Raw genomic sequence first — 17,799 nt, 5'->3', positions numbered from 1 at the left:
CCCCACTTTTTTCCTCGGTTTTTCCGGGCATGACCATAGATTTCGTGACACTGCTACATCAAAGCGACTCCCTGCTGCTGTTCGTGGTACTGGCCTTCGGCCTGCTGCTGGGCAAAGTCAAACTCGGCAATTTCCAGATTGGCAACACCATAGGCGTGCTGTTTACAGCCCTGCTGTTCGGCCAGATGGGCTTCGAGTTCACCGCCACCACGGAGAACGTCGGCTTCATGCTGTTCATCTTCTGCGTGGGCATAGAGGCGGGACCGCACTTCTTCAGCGTCTTCCTGCGCGACGGCATCCACTACATCACCCTCACCCTGGTGATCCTGCTGACGGCGCTGCTGTTGACGGTGGGACTGGCCAAGTTCTTCAACCTGGGACCAGGCATGGCCGCCGGCATATTGGCCGGTTCGCTGACCTCGACCCCGGCCTTGGTGGGGGCACAGGATGCCCTGCGCAGCGGCCTGCTCAACCTGCCCCATGGCACCGACATGCAACCCGTGCTCGACAACATGGGGATCGGCTATGCCCTGACCTATCTGGTGGGTCTGGTGGGGCTGATGCTGGTGGTGCGCTACCTCCCCTCCCTGGCACGACTTGACCTCAACACCGAGGCCCAGAAGATAGCCCGCGAGCGGGGGCTGTCCGACAGCGAGAGCCGCAAGACCTATCTGCCCATCATCCGCGCCTACCGGGTCGGCCCCGAGCTCGCGGCCTGGATCGGGGGACGCACCCTGCGCGAGACAGGCATCTATCCCCACACCGGCTGCTATGTGGAGCGGATCCGCCGCAATGGCATACTGGCGAGCCCGGATGGCGACGCCGTCATCCAGGAGGGGGACGAGATCGCCCTGGTGGGCTATCCCGAGAGCCACGAGAAGCTCGACGTCAACTATCGCAACGGCAAGGAGGTGTTCGACCGCAACCTGCTTGACCTGCAGATAGTCACCGAAGAGATAGTGGTGAAGAACGATGCCGTGGTGGGCCGCCATCTGGTGGAGCTCAACCTCACCGAGAAGGGCTGCTTCCTCAACCGGGTGGTACGCTCCCAGATAGAGATGCCGTTCGATCGCAACATCATGCTGCAAAAGGGCGACGTGCTGCAGATCAGTGGCGAGAAGCAGCGGGTCAAGCTGCTGGCCAACAAGATAGGCTTCATCAGCATCCACAGCCAGACCACGGATCTGGTGGCCTTCACCACCTTCTTCGTGCTGGGCCTGCTGATAGGCTCAGTCTCCCTGGTGTTCGGCCAGCTCGAATTTGGTCTGGGCAACGCCGTCGGCCTGCTGCTGGCGGGGATCCTGATGGGCTACCTGAGAGCCAACCACCCCACGGTCGGCTATGTGCCGCCGGGCGCCCTGCGTCTAGCCAAGGATCTGGGCCTCGCCGTCTTCATGGTGAGCACAGGCCTCAAGGCGGGCGGCGGCATTCTGGATCACCTGAGCCAGGTCGGTGCCGTGGTGCTCTTCTCCGGCATGCTGGTGACCACCTTGCCGGTGCTGGTGGGCTACCTGTTCGGGGTCTGGGTGCTGAAGATGAACCCGGCCCTGCTGCTGGGGGCCATCACGGGTGCCCGCACCTGTGCCCCGGCTATGGACGTGGTGAACGAGGCTGCCAACAGCTCCATCCCGGCGCTCGGCTATGCGGGTACCTATGCGGTGGCCAACGTCATGCTGACCCTGGCTGGCTCCTTCATCATCGGCTTCTGGTTCTAGCGCCGTATCGCACCGCAGCAAGAAGGGAGCCATGATGGCTCCCTTCTTCATTTCACCCCCATCACCCGCACACAGCCTAGACCACTGCCTCCCCCTTCCTGACCCGGCCAATCCGATAGGGCCTATTGTGCTATTCGCCCTTGTTTATCAAACCCAATGAGCTAAAGCGCCCGCTGCATGCCGCTTACACTCAATGAAACACACGAGGGCATCGTCATGATACGGTTATGGATCCTTCTGATCTGGCTGCTGTGCGGCCCGCTTCAGGCCGCCACTGCACCGCAAGCCTCCCCCACAGAGAAGGCCGACCCCGAGCCAGCCTCGCTGGCATTCAGTACCGAAGAGCTGGCCACCCCCATGCTCGGCGACCTCGATGACATGCTGGCGCGGCGCACCCTGCGGGTGCTGACCACCTACAACAAGACCGGCTACTTCATCAACAAGGGGGTGCAAAGGGGCGTTACCTACGACGCCTTCATGCAATTGGAGAAACGGCTCAACGAACAGCTGCGCAAGGGAAAAAACCTCAAGCGCCACCTCAAGCTGCACATCGTCTTCATCCCGGTAGCCAGGGAGTCCCTGCTCAAGTCCCTCGTCGAGGGCAAGGGTGACATCGCCGCCGCCAACCTCACCATCACGGATCAACGCAAGAAGCAGGGGGTGGAATTTACCTCGCCCCTGCTGGAAAACGTGCGGGAGCTGCTGATCTCGGGGCCGGCCTCCCCCAAGGTGGAGAGCGCCGCCGACCTGGGAGGCCAGACCCTCTATGTACGCCCCTCTTCGAGCTACTTCGAGAGCCTGATCGCCTACAACCAGGCGCGCAAGGCGGCGGGTGAACCCCTTATCGACATCCAGCCGGCCCCGGAAGCGCTGGAAGATGAAGATCTGGTGGAGATGGTCAACGCCGGCCTGCTGCCCTTCATCGTCATGGACGAGCACAAGGCCCGCTTCTGGCAGAAGATCTTCCCCGCCATCCGCATCCATGAAGACCCCGTGTTCCGGGAGGGAGGCATCATCGCCTGGGCGGTGCGCAAGGAGAGCCCCCAGCTGCTCGCCATGCTCAACGAGCAGATAGCCGCCTTGCGCGGCAAGGCGACGGGAGAGGCCATCCTGGCCCGTTATCTCAAGCAGAACAAGTTCGTCAAGAGCGCCGCCGCCGAGGCCGAGCGCAAGAAATTCCTGCAGGTGGTGGAGCTGTTTCGCCAGTATGGCGATCGCTATGACGTGGACTGGCTGCTGATGGCAGCCCAGGGCTATCAGGAGTCGGCGCTCAACCAGAAGGCGCGCAGCCACGTCGGCGCCATCGGCATCATGCAGATCATGCCCGCCACCGGCAAGGGGTTGAAGGTGGGCGATATCCGCCAGATCGAGCCCAACATCCACGGCGGCGCCAAATACATGCGCTGGATGATAGATCACTACTATGCGGACGAACCCATGACAGCCCTCGACAAGGCGCTGTTCTCGTTCGCCTCCTACAACGCCGGCCCCGCCCGGGTGGCGCGGCTGCGCACCGAGGCGAAGAAGCGGGGGCTGGATCCCAACGTCTGGTTCCACAACGTCGAGTACGTGGCGGCGGAGAAGATAGGCCCCGAAACCGTGACCTACGTGGGCAACATCTACAAGTACTACATCGCCTACAAGCTGGTGATGGAACAATTGCAGCTCAAGCAGCAGGCAACCGAAGCCATCAAGCAGCAGGGAAGCCGCGACGACAAGGTGTCCGCCCCGCCATCAAAGGGATGAGCCACACCCGGCATCCGCGAGGCTCCCTCTTGCAGATGGGGAGCCTCGCGCGTTTTCACCCTGCGGCAGGGTTCGCACATGCCCGCCATCCGCCATGGCCAAGCCCCTCACACTGCCATGACCAGAATGAACACAATGACCACAACAGCCTTAATAGCCATTACGGCCAGATTGTTTTCCAGCCAGACACGATTAATTAACCTTCTTGCAACAATCACAAGGAGTACACCATGTTGCAAGGAACCCTCAAACGCACGTTGCTCTGCTGCCTGCTGGGCGCCAGCCTCGGCGCCCAGGCCAAGATAGACGAAATCCACTTCCTCATTCCGGGCGGTGCAGGCGGCGGCTGGGACAACACGGCCCGCGGCACCGGCGAGGCGCTGACCAAGTCCGGCCTCATCACCACCGCCTCCTACCAGAACATCTCGGCCGGCGGCGGCGCCAAGGCCATCGCCCACCTGATCGAGACCTCGGCCCAGTCCGACAAGACGCTGATGGTCAACTCTACCCCCATCATCGTCAAATCCCTCTCCAAGGAGCTGCCCCAATCGTTCCGGGATCTCACCCCGGTCGCCGCCATCATCGCCGATTATCAGGCGCTGGCCGTGCCGCTGGACTCCCCCTACCAGAACTGGCCCCAGCTGCTGGCCGCCTATGAGGCCAACCCCGCCAAGGTGAAGATAGCCGGCGGCTCAGCCCGTGGCAGCCTGGATCACCTGGTAGCGGCCATGACCTTCAAGAATGCCGGGGCGGATGCCGGCAAGCTGCGTTACGTGGCCTATGACGCCGGCGGCAGCGCCATGGCGGCTGTGCTGTCAGGGGAAACCCAGGTGCTCTCCACCGGCTTTGGCGAGGCGATGGAGGCGGTCAAATCCGGCCAGATGCGGATCCTCGGCATGACGGCACCGACGCGCATGCCGGATGCCAGCGAGATCCCCACCTTCAGCGAGCAGGGCAACCCGACTGTCTTTGCCAACTGGCGCGGCTATTTTGCCTCCCCCGCCGTCAGCGCCGAAAAATCCGCCGAATTCGCCGCCCTGCTCAAGCAGATGTATGACAAGCCGGAGTGGGAAACGGTCCGGGCCCGCAACAGCTGGACCAATCTCTACCAGGCCGGCCCCGAGTTCACCGCCTTCCTCAACCAGCAGGAGCAGCAGATTGGCGGCCTGATGCGCGAGCTCGGCTTCATCAAGTGATCCCTCAACCTGTGGCGGGCCAGCCCCGCCCAACGGAGTCATCGTCATGCACCTGACCAAGGAGCGACTCGGGGGGCTGCTGTTTTTGCTGCTCTCCCTCGCCTACGGCTATCACGCCACCCTGATCCCCGGCTATCCCGGGGACGAATATGAACCCTTTACCGCCAGCACTCTGCCCTATGCCCTGGCTGGCGTCGGCGCCCTGCTCTCCCTGCTGCTGATCTGCTTTCCGGGCGGGGAGCGGCTGCAGCGTGAAACGGGCAACTGGCGACTGGTCTTTGCCCTGCTGCTGTTGATGCTGGTTTATGGAGTGGCCCTCGGCTGGCTCGGCTTTGTCATCGCCACCACCCTGTTCCTCATCGGCGGGATCCGCTTGATGGGCGAGCAGAGCCTCGCCTTCGCCTGCAAGGTGAGCCTGCCCTTCACCCTCATCTTCTGGGCCCTGCTGACCAAGGGGCTCAACGTCTACCTCGAGCCAGGCCGGCTATTCACGCAACTGCTGGGATAAGGAGAATTCATGTTAGACGGCATTTTGCAAGGACTGGGCACCGCCATGCTGCCCATCAACATCTTCATGGTGATCGTCGGCTGCTTCGTCGGCACCTTCATCGGCATGCTGCCGGGCCTGGGGCCGGTCACCGCCATCGCCCTGATGATCCCCATCACCTACGGGCTGGATCCCGCCTCCGGCATCATCCTGATGGCCGGGGTCTATTACGGCTCCATGTTCGGCGGCTCCACCTCCTCCATCCTGATCAACACCCCGGGCTGCTCCGCCAGCATGATCACCGCCATCGACGGCTATCCGCTGGCCTGCAAGGGGCAGGCGGGCAAGGCGCTGGCCATCGCCGCCTACGCCTCCTTCACCGGCGGCACCCTGTCCGCCATCTTCCTGATGGTGGCGGCTCCCCTGCTCGCCAAGGTCTCCCTCTCCTTCCAGTCGGCGGACTACTTCGCCCTCATGGTGCTGGGGCTCTCCGCGGTGGCGGCCTTTGCCGGCAAGGGCCAGGTGCTCAAGGCGCTGATCATGGCGCTGTTCGGCATCATGCTCTCCACCGTCGGCATCGACCGCAGCGTCGGGGTGGACAGGTTCACCTTTGGCCTGCCGGACTTGCGCGATGGCTTCTCCTTCCTACTGTTGGCCATGGCCACCTTCGCCCTGGCGGAGATCCTGATGACGGTGCTGCGCCCGGGCAAGGACACCAGCAAGGAGGAGGCGAGCAAGATCCAGCAGCTCGGCTCCCTCAAACTGAGCAAGGCCGAGGTAAAAGAGATAGCGCCGCCCATAGTGCGCTCCTCTGTGCTGGGCTTTCTCATCGGGGTACTGCCGGGAGCCGGCGCCACCATCGCCTCCTTCATGGCCTATGGCGCCGAGCGCAATTTCGCCAGCAAGCGCAGACAGGAGGCCTTCGGCAAGGGCAGCCTGACCGGCATAGCCGCACCGGAGGCGGCCAACAACGCAGCCTCCAGCGGTGCCTTCGTGCCCCTGTTGACCCTGGGGATCCCGGGCTCGGGCACCACTGCGCTGATGCTGGGGGCCCTCATCGCCTACGGCATCCAGCCGGGCCCGCGCCTGTTCATAGAGCACCCGGACGTGTTCTGGTCGGTGATCATCTCCATGTATCTGGGCAACGTGGTACTGCTGATCCTCAACCTGCCGCTCATCCCCTATCTGGCCAAGATACTGCAGGTGCCGCGCCCCGTGCTCATCCCTATGGTCTTACTGTTCTCGCTGATCGGGGTCTATCTGGTCTCCTTCAACACCATGGACATCTATGTGATGGCGCTGGTGGCGCTGATCGCCATCTGGCTGCGCCTGCTGGACTTCCCCATGGCTCCCATGCTGCTCGGTTTCATTCTGGGGGGCATGCTGGAGGACAACCTGCGCCGGGCCCTGGTGATCAACGACGGCTCCCTGAGCTTCCTGTGGGAGCGGCCCATCACCCTCGGCTTCACCCTGGTGACCCTGGTGATGCTGCTGTTGCCGGTCTGGCAGTGGTGGCAGTCCCGCCGCGCACCGGTCACCACGCTGCAATCTGATCCGAGTTGAGTTCGCGGATCTCATAAAGCAAAAGAGCGCCAACAGGCGCTCTTTTTATTTGCAAACAAGATAGGTGGCTATCCCATTCAGGGCTGGCGATAACGCCGCTCCGGCCGCCCGACAGTGCCATATTCCAGCTCCGGGCTCGCCAGCTGCTGACCCACTAGAAACTCCAGATAGCGGCGCGCCGTGGTGCGGCTCACCCCCACCCGGTTGCCTATCTCCTCGGCGCTGGCTCCGACGCCGGTCAATGCCGTCAGCACCCGTTGCAGGGTGAGCGCGTCTATCCCCTTGGGCAGACCAGCGGCCGCCACCTGCTGCAACGGTGTACCGAGCAGGGTATCCACCGCCTGCTGATCGATGTCGGCAAGGGCCGCCAGGGCGGCGCGGCTCTGGCAATAGTTGTCGAGGGTATCGCGCAGTCGCTCGAACACCACGGGTTTGAGGATGAAATCCACCACCCCGAGCCGCATCGCCTCCTGCAGGGCACTCGCCTCCCGCGCGGCAGTGAGCAGGATCACATCCAGGCTGGCCCCGGCCTGGCGCAATTCACGCAAGAGGGAAAACCCTTCGCCATCCGGCAGCCACACATCCAGCAGCACCAGATCGGGTCTGAGGATGTCTATCTGCTCTCTGGCATCGAACAGGGTGAGCGCCACTCCCAGCACCTCGAACCCCGCCAGCCGCTGCACGAAGCGACGGTGGATCTCGGCGATGGCCGGATCATCTTCGACGATCAGGATCTTGATCACTCACACCTCCTTGGGAATGTAACAGACGACGCAACTGCCCTGCGCCGTGGCTTCGATGGTGATGGTCCCCTGCAGGGCATCCAGGGTCTTGCGCACCAGGGAGAGGCCGATACCGTGATCCGGCTCCGTCTTGCTGCTGACTCCGCGCTCGAACAACCTGTCCGCCAGGGCGGGATCTATGCCGCCCGCCCCGTCTTCCACCTCCAGGATGAGATCCTGGCCGAGATCGCTCAACGAGACCCGGATCGGCGGGTAAGGCGCGCCGTGACGACGGGTGGCCTCGAAGGCATTGTCGATGAGATTGCCCAGCACTGTCACCAACTGGGAACCGCTGACGCGAAGGGGGATGTCGTGCAGATGAGAGTCTGGGTCCATCACCAGTACCAGCCCCAGCTCGTGGGCCCTGTGATACTTGCCAAGCAGCAGGCCCGCCACCTTGGGCTTGGCGATGGCCCCCATCAGGAAGCTGAGCAGGGTCTGCTCGGTGGCGGCCTCCCGTCCGATGAAGGCGAGCGCCTCACGGGTGGCACCGAGTTCGATCAGGCCGGCTATGGTGCCGAGCTGGTTGTTGTGTTCGTGGGTCTGTACTCGCAGCAGGTCGCTGTAAGCCTGCACCTGGGAGAGCTGGGCGCTGAGCTCGGCCAGCTCGTCCTTGCGGCGAAAGCTCGACACGGCGCCGATCAGCTTGCCGTCCCGCACCAGCGGCAGCCGGTTGACGATGAGCTGCTGGCCGTTGAGCACTATCTCTTCATCAAACTGGGGACGGGGATCCTGAATGAGGGAGAGCATGCGGCTCTCCGGCAGCAAGCGGGTGACGGGCTGACCTATGGCCGCCCTCGCCGCCTGCTCGTCAAGACGCAGCAGGCGGATGCCGTTGGGGTTGAGAGAGGTGAGCCGCCCCTGTTCATCTATGGTGAGGATCCCCTCACGCACGGTGCGCAGGGTGCAATCCAGCTCCGCATAGAGGCGGCCGATCTGCTCGGGCTCGAACCCCAGCAGGGCGCGCTTGTAGCGCCGTGCCAGCCAGGCCGCCGCACCGCTGTTGAGCAAGACGATGAGCAGGGTCATCGCAAGGCCAAAACGCAGGAAACCCTGCAGATCCGCATCTATGTCGCGCACCAGATAACCGACCGACACCACGCCTATGACCTGTCCCATCTCGTTGCGGATCGGCCCCTTGCCGCGTACCGAGACCCCGAGCGATCCCTGGGCACGGGAAATATAGGCTTCTCCTTGCAGGGCACGCCTGGGATCGTCCCCCACCATGGGCTGGCCGATGCGATCCGCATTGGGGTGCACCAGCCGCCGCGCCTCGCTGTCACCGATGACGATGTAACTGGCGCCGACCTCGGCGCGGATCCGCTCAACCAGCAGGTTGAGCCTGGCGGTATCGCCGCGCTTCACCCCGGCGATGACACCGGGTTCACGGGCCACCAGCCGCGCCACGTCGAGGGCCTGATCCCCCACCTCGCGGTAGCGTTGCTCGGAGACGTAGTAGTAGCTGGCCCCGCTCAGCAACACCAGTTGCAGCAGACTGACCAGACAGAGCATGAGCAGGAAGCGTCCTTGCAACCCGAGTCTCATGCCTCCTTGTCACCTCGCAACAGGTCGAGCAGCAGGCTGCCGTCGCGCAGGGCCTTGTGCACCTGCACCGAGGTGGGCTTGGTGGGATCTTCGTAGAAGTGGGTGGATTCGATTTGCAGCCGCACCAGGTATTCGGCTGGCAACTGGCTGGCCAGGGACTGGTGCAGCATGGGGAACAGCAGCCGATCGGCGCGGGTTATTTCCCCCCCCAGCAGCAGCTTGCCCGGATTGAGCAGGCAGATGAGGTTGGAGAGCACCCGGGAGAGACGACCGGCCGCCTGATGGAGAATATCCTGGCACAGGCTGTTGCCCGCCAGCGCCAGCTCGCACAACTCGCGGATGGTGACGCTCTCGGGCAGATCATGCTCCTGCATCCGCTCGCGCAGATCCCGGTACTGGGCCTCCAGCGCCTGGTTGGTCACTAGCGTGCAGGCGCAGCCAAAGCCGCCGCAGTAGCAGCGCTGGCCGTAGGGTTCGAGCTGCAGGTGGCTGAGATCGCCGAGCAGGGCCGACTCGCTCTCGATGAGCTGGCCATTGACCACCATGCCGACCCCTATGTCGTTGTGCACGAACACCAGCACAGCATCGGCGCAGTTTTTGGCCGCGCCCCATTCCCGCTCGGCCTGGATCCAGGTGCGCACGTCGCCACTGACCAGCACGGGCACAGCGAACGCCTCCTGCAGGGTGGGGCCAAGCGGCCAGTTGCGCAGATCATAGAAGGGGAAGTGCTTGACCATGCCGGAGTGGCGCTCCACCTGCCCCGGCAGGCAGAGCGCGATGCAGGCAAGGCGCAGCGCCTTCTTGGGCAAAAAGCCCTCGATGGCGCGCACCAGGCTGGCCAGCAGGTCGGCACGCTCGGCCTCGCTGAAGGTGTGACGATGACGGGCGAGAGAGCGACCGGCCAGATCGAACAGCGCCATGTCCACATAGCCACGGCCCAGACGCATGGAGAGAAACTGGAAGCGGCGCTCGTTGATGCGCAGCAGGGTCTGACGGCGACCACGGCCCACCGAGCTCTCGCCACAGGTCACCACCAGACCGCCATCGAGCAGTTCACGGGTGATCTTGGTGATACTGGCCGGAGAGAGGCCGGTTAAACGGGACAGATCGGTACGGGACAGCTCCTTGTGCTCCTCCAGGCTGGCGTAGACCAGGCCATAGTTGAGCTGACGGATCAAATCGATACTGCCTTTCACGATCTCATTCATAGGATATGGGTTAACGAAAAGAGCGGATGGTGACAATTTTCCCACATTCTCCGCCAATCCCCAAATTTGCCGTCTGGAAATCACGTCCAGACGGCAAAAATGCGATCAGTAGCGGAATTGGGAGACGAGTTTGCGCAATTTGTCACCCGTGCTGGCCAGATCGCGGGTGGTGCTGTTGGACTCCACAGCCGCGTCGGTCAGCTCGCTGACGATCTGCTGTATGGCCACCAGGTTCTTGTTGATCTCCTCGGAGACCGCATGCTGCTCCTCGGCCGCCGTCGCTATCTGGATGTTCATGTCGTTGATGGTGCTGACCGCCATCACCATGCTGTCGAGGGAAGTGGCGATGTGGCTCGCCTCCTGTACCGTCTCCTGGCTGCGCTCCTCGCTGGCCTGCATCACGTCCACCGCCTGTTTGACGCCGCTTTGCAGCCGCTGCAGCATCTCGTTGATCTCCTTGGTGCTCTGCTGGGTACGCCCGGCGAGCGATCGCACCTCGTCCGCCACCACAGCGAAGCCGCGCCCCTGCTCGCCGGCCCGGGCCGCCTCGATGGCGGCGTTGAGCGCCAGCAGGTTGGTCTGTTCGGCAATGCCGCGAATGACCTCGACCACGGATCCTATCTTGCCGGTCTCCTGCGCCAACTGCTCGATGACGCCGGAGGCGGTATGCACCTCGCCCACCAGCCGGTTGATGCTGTTGATGGCGCTGCCCACCACGCCACGGGCGGCATCGGACTCGCGCGCCGCGTCACTGGTGGCGGTGGCCGCGTTGGAGGCGCTGGCCGCCACTTCCTGGGCGGTGGAGCTCATCTCGGTCACGGCGGTGACCACCTGATCCGTCTCCCGGCTGTGGCCATGCATCTGATGGTCATAGTGCTCGCTCAGGTGGTGCAGCTTCTCCACCGCACTGAAGAGGTGATTGCTGGTCTCTCCCACCTGACTCACCACCGACTGGATCCGCTCGACGAAGCGGTTGAAGGCGGTGGCCAGCTGGCCAATCTCGTCATGACTTTGCACCTTGAGGCGCTGGGTCAGATCCCCCTCCCCATCGGCTATGTCGTTGAGGGCCGACACCGCATCCGCCAGCGGTCGGGTGACCCGATTGCCGATCACCACAGTCACCGCCAGGGTGATCCCCAGGATCACCAGAATGAGCAGCACGCTGCTCTGCAGGGAGTCGTGCATATTGCTCTCACGCTCGGTGCGCAGCGCCGCCAGTTCGTTGTCGATGTCATCGATGTAAAAACCCGTGCCTATGATCCACTGATACTTGTCGAGCACCAGGTTGAAGGAGAGCTTGGGCGCATCCCGCCCGATGGAGGGCTTGGCGGTCCAGTACTCGGAGAAACCATCCCCCTGGCGCGCCGCCTTGACGATCTCCTGGATCAGCAGCTTGCCCTTGGCATCCTTGTCCTGCCAGCGGTTCTTGCCCTCCATCTCGGGGCGGGTCGGCAGCAATACCGTATTGCCCTGGAAGTCATAGACGAAGAAGTAGCCGTCGCTGCTGTAGCGCAATGGTCGCAGGATCTCGGTGACCTGCTTGCGCGCTTCCGGGCTGTCTGGCTGGTTGTAGGCCGTGTCGACGGCCGTCTTGGCGAGCATCAGGTAGCTGCTGAGCAACGCCTTGCGATCCTTGATCGCATTCTCCCGCGCCGCCACCAGATCGGCTTCCAAATCGCTCTTGGAAATCATGTAGTTGCTGAGGTTGACCACCAGGGCCATCAGGAGCACGGGGATGGCTCCCAGCAACAGAATTTTCTGCTTTAGCGTCATCATTCACATCCTTGCAGCTGTTTTTATTGGTGTTCCGTTCCTACCCAACCAGTATAGGGCGCTGGTCGGCGGGGACCCGCTTTCGCTACAATCCCCGCACCTTTATCTATCGACCCTGATGGGCTGACACATGAACAAATGTCCTTGCGGTTCAACTATTTCTCTCGAACTGTGCTGTGGATCACTGCACCAGGGGGCCGAGGCGCAAACCCCGGAGCAGCTGATGCGCTCCCGTTACAGCGCCTTCGTGCTGGGGCTGGGCGACTATCTGGTGCACAGCTGGCACCCTGATCACCTGGGGGGATTGACGGCGGATCAGCTATCTCAAACCGACACCCGCTGGGACGGGCTGGAGATCCTCGCCGCCCAAGGCGGCCCCTCGGACGAAACCGGCATGGTGGAGTTCAAGGCCTGGTTCAAGGAGGGGGAGGAGCGCCACTGCCTGCATGAACGTTCCCGCTTCGTGCGTTATCAGGGACGCTGGGTCTACACAGACGGCGAGCAGGATCCGGCACCGCTGCAGGCAGGGCGCAACGACCCCTGCCCCTGTGGCAGCGGCAAGAAGTTCAAGAAATGCTGTGGCTGAACACCCGTCTCATGCCAAGAGAAGGGGCCCTGGTGGCCCCTTCTCTGTTATGGGAGTGTGACCAGAGTCACGATTTGCTCATTAGCCTGCGCACGCATGAGCGTTTACGAGCATTAATTTGGCCCATATCAAACATTTTCGGCCAGAGAGGCGCCACACTGGCGTCATCTGGAAGAGATGAGACGGGCAAGAATGAAAAGAATAACCACACAAGTCGTCATCATAGGGGGTGGCGCCACCGGAGCCGGCATCATGCGCGATTGCGCACTGCGCGGCATCGACTGCATCCTGCTGGAGCGGGATGACATCGCCGCCGGCACCACGGGCCGCAACCACGGCCTGCTCCACTCGGGCGCCCGCTATGCGGTGACGGATCCGGAGTCCGCCCGCGAGTGCATTCAGGAGAACCGCATCCTCAAGCGGATCGCCAGCCACTGTGTCGAGGACACGGGCGGCCTCTTCGTCACCCTGCCGGAAGATGACATCAATTTTCAAAACACCTTCATGGACGCCTGTGCCCTGGCGGGTATCGACGCCCGCCAGCTGGATCCGGCCGATGCGCTGCGCCTCGAGCCCAACGTCAACCCGGCGCTGATCGGCGCCATTCAAGTGCCGGACGGCACTGTCGATCCCTTCCGCCTCGCCGCCGCCAACGTGCTGGATGCGAAAGAACATGGCGCGCGCATCTTCACCCATAGCAAGGTGCTGGGGCTGCTGCGCACCCAGGACAGGGTCCATGGCGTCAAGGCCATCAACACCCGCACCGGCGAAGCGTTCGAGGTGGAGTGTCAGGAGGTGATCAATGCCGCCGGCATCTGGGGCCAACAGATCTGCGAGTACGCCGATCTCGGCATCCGCATGTTCCCGGCCAAGGGCTCCCTGCTCATCATGGATTACCGCATCAACCAGATGGTGCTCAACCGCGCTCGCAAACCGGCGGATGCGGACATTCTGGTACCGGGCGATACCATCTCCCTCATAGGCACCACCTCGAGCCGCATCGACTACCACAAGATTGACCAGCTCACCGTGGATCCGGACGAAGTGGAAGTGCTGCTGCGCGAGGGGATCAAGCTAGCCCCCATCATGGCGCGCACCCGTCTGCTGCGCGCCTACGCCGGGGTTCGACCTCTGGTGGCGGTGGATGGCGACGAAACCGGCCGCAACATCAGCCGCGGCATAGTCCTGCTCGATCACAACGATCGCGACGGCCTGCAGGGTTTCAACACCATCACAGGCGGCAAGCTGATGACCTATCGGCTGATGGCCGAGTGGGCCACCGACCTCATCGCCAAGAAGATAGGCAACACCAAACCGTGCCGCACCGCCGAGCTGAGCCTGCCCGGCTCGCGGGATCCGGAGAAGGTCTCCGCCCCCGGTCTGTCGGCCCCGGCAGAAGGCTCGGCCCAGTATCGCCACGGCGAGCGGGTCATCGCCTTCTTTCGTGACAATCCCAAGGCCAACGCCCTCATCTGCGAATGCGAGATGGTGACGGCCGGCGAAATCGAGTACGCCCTGCGCGAGCTGGACGTGGACAATCTGGTGGATCTGCGCCGCCGCACCCGTCTGGGCATGGGTCCCTGTCAGGGTGAGCTCTGCGCCTACCGGGCCGCCGGCCTGATGCAGGAGTACGGCAAGGCCGATGGCCGCCAGGCCTGCGTCATGCTGCGCCAGTTCCTGGAGGAGCGCTACAAGGGCACCCGTCCCGTGCTGTGGGGCGATGCCCTGCGCGAGGCGGAGTTTACCTACTGGATCTACGAAGGGCTGTTTGGTCTGGGAGAGTGGACGGCGCCCCACCTGGTGGCCGAGCCCCCCTTTCCCCTCGACCCCGTCACCAGGACAGAAGACCACAGCCAGGCCCCATTGACTCAAGGAGTGCAGTCATGAAATTTGACAGTATCGTGATAGGTGGCGGCATGGCGGGCCTCTCGGCGGCGCTGCGCCTCGCCGAAGCGGGTCAGAAGACGCTGCTGATGGCCTCTGGCCAGAGTGCCTTGCACTTCTCCTCCGGCTCGGTCGATCTGCTGGAGAGCGACGGCGATCCCCGCGCTGCCCTGCCCGCCTTCATGACCGAGCACCCGGATCACCCCTACAGCAAGGTGGGCCTGACCAACATAGAGGCGAGCCTCGCCGATCTGCAGCGCCACTGCCACGAGCAGGGGCTGCCCCTGTTTCGCCAGGAGACCAACCACCAGCGGCTGACCCCTATAGGCACCCTGAAATCCACCTGGCTGTCGCCCCATACCTGCGCCTGCCAGACAGATGCGCCCGCCCCCGATGCCATCCTGCTGGCTACCCTGGAAGGGTTTCGCGACTTTCACCCGGCGCTCGCGGCTGCCAACCTGGCGACTCATCCGCGCTTCGCCCACTGCCGCATCATGACGGGTGAAATTCGCCTGCCCCAGCTCGCCGAATTCAGCCGCAATCCCCACGAGTTTCGCTCCGCCGACATAGCCCGCCTGTTTGACAAGCAAAAGGGCGATCAGCCCGATCTGCTGGCCGATCTGGCCCGCGAGATCTGCCGCATGGTGCACGAGAGCAGCGATCCCGGTTGCCGCCATGTGGTGTTGCCCGCCTGCCTGTCGCTGGGGCTGGTCGGCCCCCGTCTGGCGGAGCTGGAAAAACGCACTGGCTGCACCATCAAGGAGGTGGCTACCATGCCGCCCTCACTCATCGGCATGCGGATGCAGGAGGCGCTCAAGCGCCGCTTCCTGGCCCTTGGTGGCACCTTCCTCACCAGCGAACGGGTGCTGGGCGCCCGCTATGAGGGGGACAGAGTGATAGGCGTCCACAGCCAGAACGGCGACGATCAGCTGTTCGAGGCGGACCATTTCGTGCTCGCCTCCGGCAGCTTCTTCAGCCGCGGCCTCGAATCCCGGCTGCGCGGCATTCGCGAACCCATCTTCAACGCCGACGTGCTGAGCCTGGAGGAGCGCGATGCCTGGGCCGGTCGCCGCCTGTTCGACCACCACCCCTTCATGGGCTTCGGGGTCAAGACGGACGACAAGCTGCGGGTACTGCGCGGCGGCAAGCCGCTCACCAACCTCTATGGGGCGGGCAGTGTGCTGGCCCATTACGACCCGATCCGCGAAGGCTCCGGCTCAGGTGTCGCGGTTGCCACCGGCTGGCAGGCCGCCGGCCATATTCTGGCAGGGGTGTGAGATGTCCACCCTGCATTTCCTGACTGCGGGCAGCCCGCTGCCCGCTCGACAATCCCATTGCCGCGTCCCTTGCGCTTTCAATCCGGCCCGGGAGGAGTAAATCATGCTACTGGATCACGCCAACCAAACCTTCGATCAGTGCATCAAATGCACCGTCTGCACCGCCTACTGCCCGGTGGCCAAGGCCAACCCGGCCTACCCGGGCCCCAAGCAGGCGGGTCCCGATGGGGAGCGGCTGCGCATCAAGAGCCCCGAGCTGTTCGACAGTGCCCTCAAGTACTGCACCAACTGCAAGCGCTGTGAAGTGGCCTGCCCGAGCGGGGTGCGCATCGGCGACATCATCGCCAAGGCCAAGCACAAATACAGCGACTTCAAGCCCGGGATCCGCGAATTCGTGCTCTCCCATACCGACCTCATGGGCGGCATGTCCACCCTGATGGCGCCCGTGGTCAACTTCACCACAGGGCTCAAGCCGATGAAGCTGGTGCTGGACAAGGCGCTGGGGGTCTCCTCCCACCGCGACCTGCCCAAGTATTCGCAAGGCACTTTCCGCGGCTGGTACAAGAAGCAGAAAGCCAGCCAGGCCCAATATGAGCGCCAGATCGCCTATTTCCACGGCTGCTACGTCAACTACAACCACCCGCAGCTCGGCAAGGAGCTGATGCAGGTGCTCAACGCCATGAACATAGGCATGCAACTGCTGGAGCGGGAGAAGTGCTGCGGCGTGCCGCTGATTGCCAACGGTTTCATGGACAAGGCCAAACAGCAGGCGGCCTTCAACATCAAGCAGCTGGAGAACACCCTGCTTGGCAACGAGATGCCGCTCCTGGCCACCTCCTCCACCTGCGGTTTTACCCTGCGGGACGAATACCCCCACCTGCTGGAGCAGGACAACCACAAGGTGCGGGATCGCATCTCGCTGGTGACCCGCTTCCTGTGGAACGAGTTCTACCGGGGCAACAAGCCGGCCATGAAGCCGCTCAATCTGCACATCGCCTACCACACCCCCTGCCACATGGAGAAGATGGGGGGCGTCATCTACACCCTCGAATTGCTGCGCGCCATCCCCGGCGTCAAGGTGACGGTACTGGAGTCCCAGTGCTGCGGCATCGCCGGCACCTACGGCTTCAAGTCGGAAAACTACGAGACCAGCCAGGCCATAGGCGAGGGGTTGTTTGATCAGATAAACCGCCTCAAGCCTGATCTGGTCATCACGGACTGCGAGACCTGCAAGTGGCAGATAGAAATGAGTACGCCGTTCCGCTGTGAACACCCGATCCACCTGCTGGCCCAGGCACTGGCATAAGAGATCACAGCGGCAGATGGATATAGAGATGAGCACTCCGATTCCCCGCTGTGAGCATCCCATCCACCTGCTGGCCCAGGCACTGGCATAAGAGATCACAGCGGCAGATGGATATAGAGATGAGCACTCCGATTCCCCGCTGTGAGCATCCCATCCACCTGCTGGCCCAAGCGCTGGCATAAGAGATCACAGTGGCAGATGGATATAGAGATGAGCACTCCGATTCCCCGCTGTGAGCATCCCATCCACCTGCTGGCCCAGGCGCTGGCATAAGAGATCACAGTGGCAGATGGATATAGAGATGAGCACACCTGCTGGCAAAAGCGCTGGTCTGATAACTCCATCACCCACAAATAAAGAGAGCCGGCAATCGCTGGCTCTCTTTATTCCCCTTCTTCATCAAGGGGCAGGGTGATCAGGCGCGGATCACCCTGCATGGAAACGGGTGATGACAAGGGCGCTCAACATGATTGAATCCGCTGGTTCAGCCCTTGTTTTGCCTCTCTTTGGCGCCATCAATATTGAGTATTTATGCAAATTTACTTTTATATCCCGAAATGGATAGACCACCCCCTACCCCGCAGCACATTCCATGTAGGACAAGGCTTGCCGCCCCCACTCACCGGCAAATGACAATAGTGTCGGTTAACTGTGGTCCAATAAGTTGAGTTTCCTCATAATTTAACCGGGATCTCATTTCCGGCACTTGCCTCCCCCGGCAATTGATCTAG

Annotated in this window: 13 protein-coding genes; 9 read left to right on the top strand and 4 right to left on the bottom strand. The window is 62.9% G+C overall.

Annotation, left to right across the window (positions count from 1 at the left end):
* Positions 1–29 precede the first annotated feature (29 nt).
* The 5 genes from BN1118_RS20435 to BN1118_RS20415 all read left to right on the top strand — a co-directional run bounded on the left by BN1118_RS20435 (position 30) and on the right by BN1118_RS20415 (position 6,707).
* Positions 30–1,715 carry an aspartate:alanine antiporter gene (locus BN1118_RS20435; RefSeq protein WP_042869981.1) on the top strand — a complete coding sequence of 562 codons (1,686 nt, stop codon included), beginning with the start codon at positions 30–32 and terminating at the stop codon, positions 1,713–1,715.
* Between the two features lie 216 nt (positions 1,716–1,931).
* On the top strand, positions 1,932–3,461 hold the full coding sequence (locus tag BN1118_RS20430) for an MltF family protein (protein WP_043557791.1): 1,530 nt from the start codon (positions 1,932–1,934) through the stop codon (positions 3,459–3,461).
* Positions 3,462–3,691: 230 nt separating this feature from the next.
* Positions 3,692–4,657: a tripartite tricarboxylate transporter substrate binding protein gene (locus tag BN1118_RS20425; protein ID WP_043557741.1), complete on the top strand. Its 966-nt coding sequence runs from the start codon at positions 3,692–3,694 to the stop codon at positions 4,655–4,657.
* A gap of 46 nt (positions 4,658–4,703) precedes the next feature.
* Positions 4,704–5,165 (top strand): tripartite tricarboxylate transporter TctB family protein, encoded by a 462-nt coding sequence (locus tag BN1118_RS20420; RefSeq protein ID WP_042869974.1) that lies wholly within the window; start codon positions 4,704–4,706, stop codon positions 5,163–5,165.
* A 9-nt stretch (positions 5,166–5,174) separates the two neighbouring features.
* Positions 5,175–6,707 (top strand): tripartite tricarboxylate transporter permease, encoded by a 1,533-nt coding sequence (locus tag BN1118_RS20415; protein WP_043557740.1) that lies wholly within the window; start codon positions 5,175–5,177, stop codon positions 6,705–6,707.
* A 77-nt stretch (positions 6,708–6,784) separates the two neighbouring features.
* Here the strand turns inward: BN1118_RS20415 and BN1118_RS20410 are convergent, their stop codons facing one another.
* The 4 genes from BN1118_RS20410 to BN1118_RS20395 form a co-directional block, all read right to left on the bottom strand.
* Complete coding sequence (locus tag BN1118_RS20410) at positions 6,785–7,450, bottom strand: response regulator (RefSeq protein WP_043557739.1); 666 nt, start codon at positions 7,448–7,450, stop codon at positions 6,785–6,787.
* The gene (locus tag BN1118_RS20405; protein WP_043557738.1) at positions 7,451–9,034 is read right to left on the bottom strand and encodes an ATP-binding protein; all 1,584 of its coding nucleotides are present in this window, start codon (positions 9,032–9,034) and stop codon (positions 7,451–7,453) included.
* The gene (locus BN1118_RS20400; RefSeq protein ID WP_043138976.1) at positions 9,031–10,242 is read right to left on the bottom strand and encodes an ROK family transcriptional regulator; all 1,212 of its coding nucleotides are present in this window, start codon (positions 10,240–10,242) and stop codon (positions 9,031–9,033) included. The genes BN1118_RS20405 and BN1118_RS20400 overlap by 4 nt, the downstream gene beginning before the upstream one ends.
* A 105-nt stretch (positions 10,243–10,347) precedes the next feature.
* Positions 10,348–12,015, bottom strand: coding sequence for a methyl-accepting chemotaxis protein (locus BN1118_RS20395; RefSeq protein WP_043557737.1), 1,668 nt, complete (start codon positions 12,013–12,015; stop codon positions 10,348–10,350).
* A 130-nt stretch (positions 12,016–12,145) separates the two neighbouring features.
* Between BN1118_RS20395 and BN1118_RS20390 the strand changes: the two genes are divergently transcribed.
* The 4 genes from BN1118_RS20390 to glpC all read left to right on the top strand — a co-directional run bounded on the left by BN1118_RS20390 (position 12,146) and on the right by glpC (position 17,068).
* The gene (locus BN1118_RS20390) at positions 12,146–12,601 is read left to right on the top strand and encodes a YchJ family protein (RefSeq protein WP_084214220.1); all 456 of its coding nucleotides are present in this window, start codon (positions 12,146–12,148) and stop codon (positions 12,599–12,601) included.
* Positions 12,602–12,793: 192 nt separating this feature from the next.
* Complete coding sequence (gene glpA / locus BN1118_RS20385) at positions 12,794–14,488, top strand: anaerobic glycerol-3-phosphate dehydrogenase subunit A (RefSeq protein WP_043557735.1); 1,695 nt, start codon at positions 12,794–12,796, stop codon at positions 14,486–14,488.
* Positions 14,485–15,762: a glycerol-3-phosphate dehydrogenase subunit GlpB gene (gene glpB, locus BN1118_RS20380; RefSeq protein ID WP_043557734.1), complete on the top strand. Its 1,278-nt coding sequence runs from the start codon at positions 14,485–14,487 to the stop codon at positions 15,760–15,762. Before glpA ends, glpB begins: the two co-directional genes overlap by 4 nt.
* A gap of 103 nt (positions 15,763–15,865) precedes the next feature.
* Positions 15,866–17,068, top strand: a complete 1,203-nt coding sequence (gene glpC, locus BN1118_RS20375) for an anaerobic glycerol-3-phosphate dehydrogenase subunit GlpC (protein WP_043557733.1) — start codon at positions 15,866–15,868, stop codon at positions 17,066–17,068.
* Positions 17,069–17,799: the final 731 nt, after the last annotated feature.

The organism is Aeromonas bestiarum (genome assembly GCF_000819745.1).
Classification (GTDB): domain Bacteria; phylum Pseudomonadota; class Gammaproteobacteria; order Enterobacterales; family Aeromonadaceae; genus Aeromonas; species Aeromonas bestiarum.
The sequence above is the reverse complement of the archived record's forward strand: the minus strand, read 5'-3'. Positions and strand labels throughout refer to the sequence as shown.